This window comes from Delftia sp. ZNC0008 (assembly GCF_000799035.1).
GTDB lineage: Bacteria > Pseudomonadota > Gammaproteobacteria > Burkholderiales > Burkholderiaceae_C > Comamonas > Comamonas tsuruhatensis.
In genome coordinates, this window is the sequence record NZ_JTKZ01000137.1 from 1 (window position 1) to 3,482 (window position 3,482).

Sequence of the window (3,482 nt, forward strand, 5' to 3'; positions counted from 1 at the left end):
CCGCGTCTGGGCAGGCTTGCCCATACAGGCCAGCCTCTGGGCCGTGGCCCCGGAACCCCTGGCGGCCATGGAGCCATTGAGCGAGCAACTGGCCGCCAGCCTGCCCTGGAGCGACGAAGTGCGCGCCGGTGCCAGCCTGCTGGCCGGCCAGGGCGGCGCGCCCTCGGTGCTGCTGCTGCGCGTGCTTGCCCGCCGCATGGAGGCGGCACGGGCCGTGCTGCATGAAGGCTGGCGCCTGCTGCGCCCGGCCCTGCTCAATCAACAAGCCCGCCCCCCGCGCCTGTGGGCCACCTGATCAACGGAGACTCGTCCATGGAACTCACCCCGCGTGAAAAAGACAAGCTGCTGCTGTTCACCGCAGCCCTGGTGGCCGAGCGGCGCAAGGCGCGCGGCCTGAAGCTCAACTACCCCGAGGCCGTGGCGCTGATCAGCGCTGCCGTGCTGGAGTGGGCGCGCGACGGCAGGACCGTGGCCGAGCTCATGCACCTGGGCACCACGGTGCTGACGCGCGCCGATGTGATGGAGGGCATCCCAGAAATGATCCCGGACATCCAGGTCGAAGCCACTTTCCCGGACGGCACCAAGCTGGTCACCGTTCATCACCCGATCGTTTGAGGAGATCCGCCATGTTCCATCCCCGCCTTCTGCTCGCCCCGGCCCTGCTGGCCGCCGCCACGGCCGCCAGCGCCCATACGGGGGCCGGCGCCCACCTGCATGCCGGCGACGGCGCCATGCAGGCCCTGATGGCCGGGCTGTCCCATCCCATCGCGGGCCTGGACCATCTGCTGGCCATGGTGGCGCTGGGCCTGTGGTGCGGGCTGATGCTCAAGCGCCAGTGGCTGCCGCCCGTGGCCTTTGCCGCCTGCATGGCGCTGGGCCTGGCGCTGACGCAGACCCCGCTGGAGCTGCCGGCCGTGGAGCCCATGGTGGCCGCCTCGCTGCTGGCCTTCGGCCTGCTGCTGGTGGCCCAGCGCCGCCTGCCCGTGGCCCTGGCCATGGTGCTGGCCGGCGCCTTCGCGCTGTTCCACGGATACGCGCATGGCGAGGTCTTCCCCCACGCGCTGCCCGCAGCCGTGTTCTGGGCCTACATGGCGGGCATGGTCGCCACCACGCTGGTGCTGCATGCGCTGGGCGTGGCCTTTGGCCGGGCCATGCGCGGCGGCACGGCATCGGCCTGGGCCGCACGCCTGGCCGGCGTGGCCGCCATGGGCTACGGTGCCGTGGCGCTGGCAGGCTGATCGCGGGAGCCGCACATGACCGAGCGCATCATCCCCGGCGAGCTGCTGGCCGAGCCCGGCGAGATCCTGCTGAACGCAGGCCGGCCCGTGCAGACCCTCACGGTCACCAACACCGGCGACCGGCCCGTGCAGGTGGGCTCGCACTTTCACTTCTTCGAGGTCAACGAGGCCCTGCACTTCGACCGCGCCGCCGCACGCGGCTGGCGGCTGAACATCGCGGCCGGCACGGCCGTGCGCTTCGAGCCCGGGCAGGAGCGCACCGTGGAACTCGTGGAAATCTCCGGCGACCGCATCATCTTCGGCTTCAACGCCAAGGTGATGGGGCCTCTCTGAAAGGGAACATTCATGGCAAGCATCACGCGCCAGGCCTATGCCGAGATGTTCGGCCCCACCGTGGGCGACCGCCTGCGGCTGGCCGACACGGCCCTGGTCATCGAGATCGAGAAGGACCACACGATCTACGGCGAAGAGGTCAAGTTCGGCGGCGGCAAGGTCATCCGCGACGGCATGGGCCAGAGCCAGCGCATGGCCGCCGACTGCGCCGACACCGTCATCACCAATGCCGTGATCATCGACCACTGGGGCATCGTCAAGGCCGACATCGCCATCAAGAACGGGCTGATCGCAGGCATAGGCAAGGCCGGCAACCCGGACATGCAGCCGGGCGTGACCATCGTCATCGGCCCCGGCACGGAAATCATTGCGGGCGAGGGCATGATCGTCACGGCCGGCGGCATCGACACGCACATCCACTTCATCTGCCCGCAGCAGATCGACGAGGCGCTGACCAGCGGCGTGACCACCATGATCGGCGGCGGCACGGGCCCGGCCACGGGCACCTTCGCCACCACGGTCACGCCCGGCCCCTGGCACATGGAGCGCATGCTGCAGGCCGTGGACGGCTACCCCATGAACATCGGCCTGCTGGGCAAGGGCAACGCCAGCCAGGCCGCGCCGCTGCGCGAGCAGATCGCGGCGGGCGCCATCGGCCTGAAGCTGCACGAGGACTGGGGATCGACGCCCGCCGCCATCGACTGCTGCCTGGGCGTGGCCGACGAGACCGACACCCAGGTCGCCATCCACACCGACACGCTCAACGAGGGCGGCTTCGTCGAGGCCACGGTGGCCGCCTTCAAGGGCCGCACCATCCACACCTACCACACCGAAGGCGCGGGCGGCGGCCACGCGCCCGACATCATCAAGGTCTGCGGCGAGGCCAACGTGCTGCCCTCGTCCACCAACCCCACGCGGCCCTACACGGTGAACACGCTGGACGAGCACCTGGACATGCTCATGGTCTGCCACCACCTGGATGCCTCGATTGCCGAGGACATCGCCTTCGCCGAAAGCCGCATCCGCCGCGAGACCATCGCCGCCGAGGACGTGCTGCACGACCTCGGCGCCTTCTCCATGATCTCCAGCGACAGCCAAGCCATGGGCCGCGTGGGCGAAGTGGTGCTGCGCACCTGGCAGACCGCGCACAAGATGAAGGTCCAGCGCGGCAGCCTGCCGGGCGACAACGCGCGCCACGACAACTTCCGCGTCAAGCGCTACGTGGCCAAGTACACCATCAACCCCGCACGCACGCATGGCATCGCCCATGTCGTGGGCTCGGTCGAGGTCGGCAAGCTGGCCGACCTGGTGCTGTGGCGGCCTGCGTTCTTCGGCGTCAAGCCCAGCCTCATCCTCAAGGGCGGCAGCATCGCCACCGCCGCCATGGGCGACCCCAACGCCAGCATCCCCACGCCCCAGCCCGTGCACTACCGCCCCATGTTCGCGGGCCAGGGCAGCGGCGTGGCGGCGGCCAGCCTCACCTTCGTCTCGCAGGCCGCCCAGCAGGCCGGCGTGGCAGACCGCTACGGCCTGCGCAAGCGCACCGTGGCCGTGGAAAACTGCCGCAGCGTCAGCAAGCGCGACATGGTGCACAACGACTGGCAGCCCGACATCAGCGTCGATCCCGAGACCTACCAGGTCGTGGCCGACGGCCAGCTGCTGACCTGCGAGCCCGCCACCGAGCTGCCGATGGCGCAGCGGTATTTTCTGTTCTGATCACCCCATGCTCACCGTCAACAAACACATGCCCCAGGGCGGGGGCCTTGCCGCCGTGCTGGTCAGGCGCGCCGCCACGCTGGAACTGGACTGGGACATGCGCCAGAAGAGCCGCTTTGCGGCCATTGACTCCACGGGGCGCGAGCTGGCCGTGGTGCTGGCGCGCGGCAGCGTGCTGCGCGGCGGCGATGTGCT

4 protein-coding genes and 2 pseudogenes are annotated in these 3,482 nt (G+C 70.1%); all 6 read left to right on the forward strand.

From position 1 onward, the window contains the following. Positions 1-295, forward strand: a pseudogene (locus tag L995_RS04735) (urease accessory protein UreD); the annotation flags it as partial. Positions 296-312: 17 nt separating this feature from the next. Further along, positions 313-615: an urease subunit gamma gene (locus L995_RS04740; RefSeq protein ID WP_012203116.1), complete on the forward strand. Its 303-nt coding sequence runs from the start codon at positions 313-315 to the stop codon at positions 613-615. A gap of 11 nt (positions 616-626) precedes the next feature. Next, positions 627-1,238, forward strand: a complete 612-nt coding sequence (locus L995_RS04745; protein ID WP_047469641.1) for a HupE/UreJ family protein — start codon at positions 627-629, stop codon at positions 1,236-1,238. A 27-nt stretch (positions 1,239-1,265) separates the two neighbouring features. After that, the gene (locus L995_RS04750) at positions 1,266-1,571 is read left to right on the forward strand and encodes an urease subunit beta (RefSeq protein ID WP_179217966.1); all 306 of its coding nucleotides are present in this window, start codon (positions 1,266-1,268) and stop codon (positions 1,569-1,571) included. 12 nt (positions 1,572-1,583) lie between these two features. After that, positions 1,584-3,287: an urease subunit alpha gene (ureC, locus tag L995_RS04755; RefSeq protein ID WP_047469646.1), complete on the forward strand. Its 1,704-nt coding sequence runs from the start codon at positions 1,584-1,586 to the stop codon at positions 3,285-3,287. Between the two features lie 7 nt (positions 3,288-3,294). Further along, positions 3,295-3,482, forward strand: a pseudogene (locus tag L995_RS04760) (urease accessory protein UreE); the annotation flags it as partial.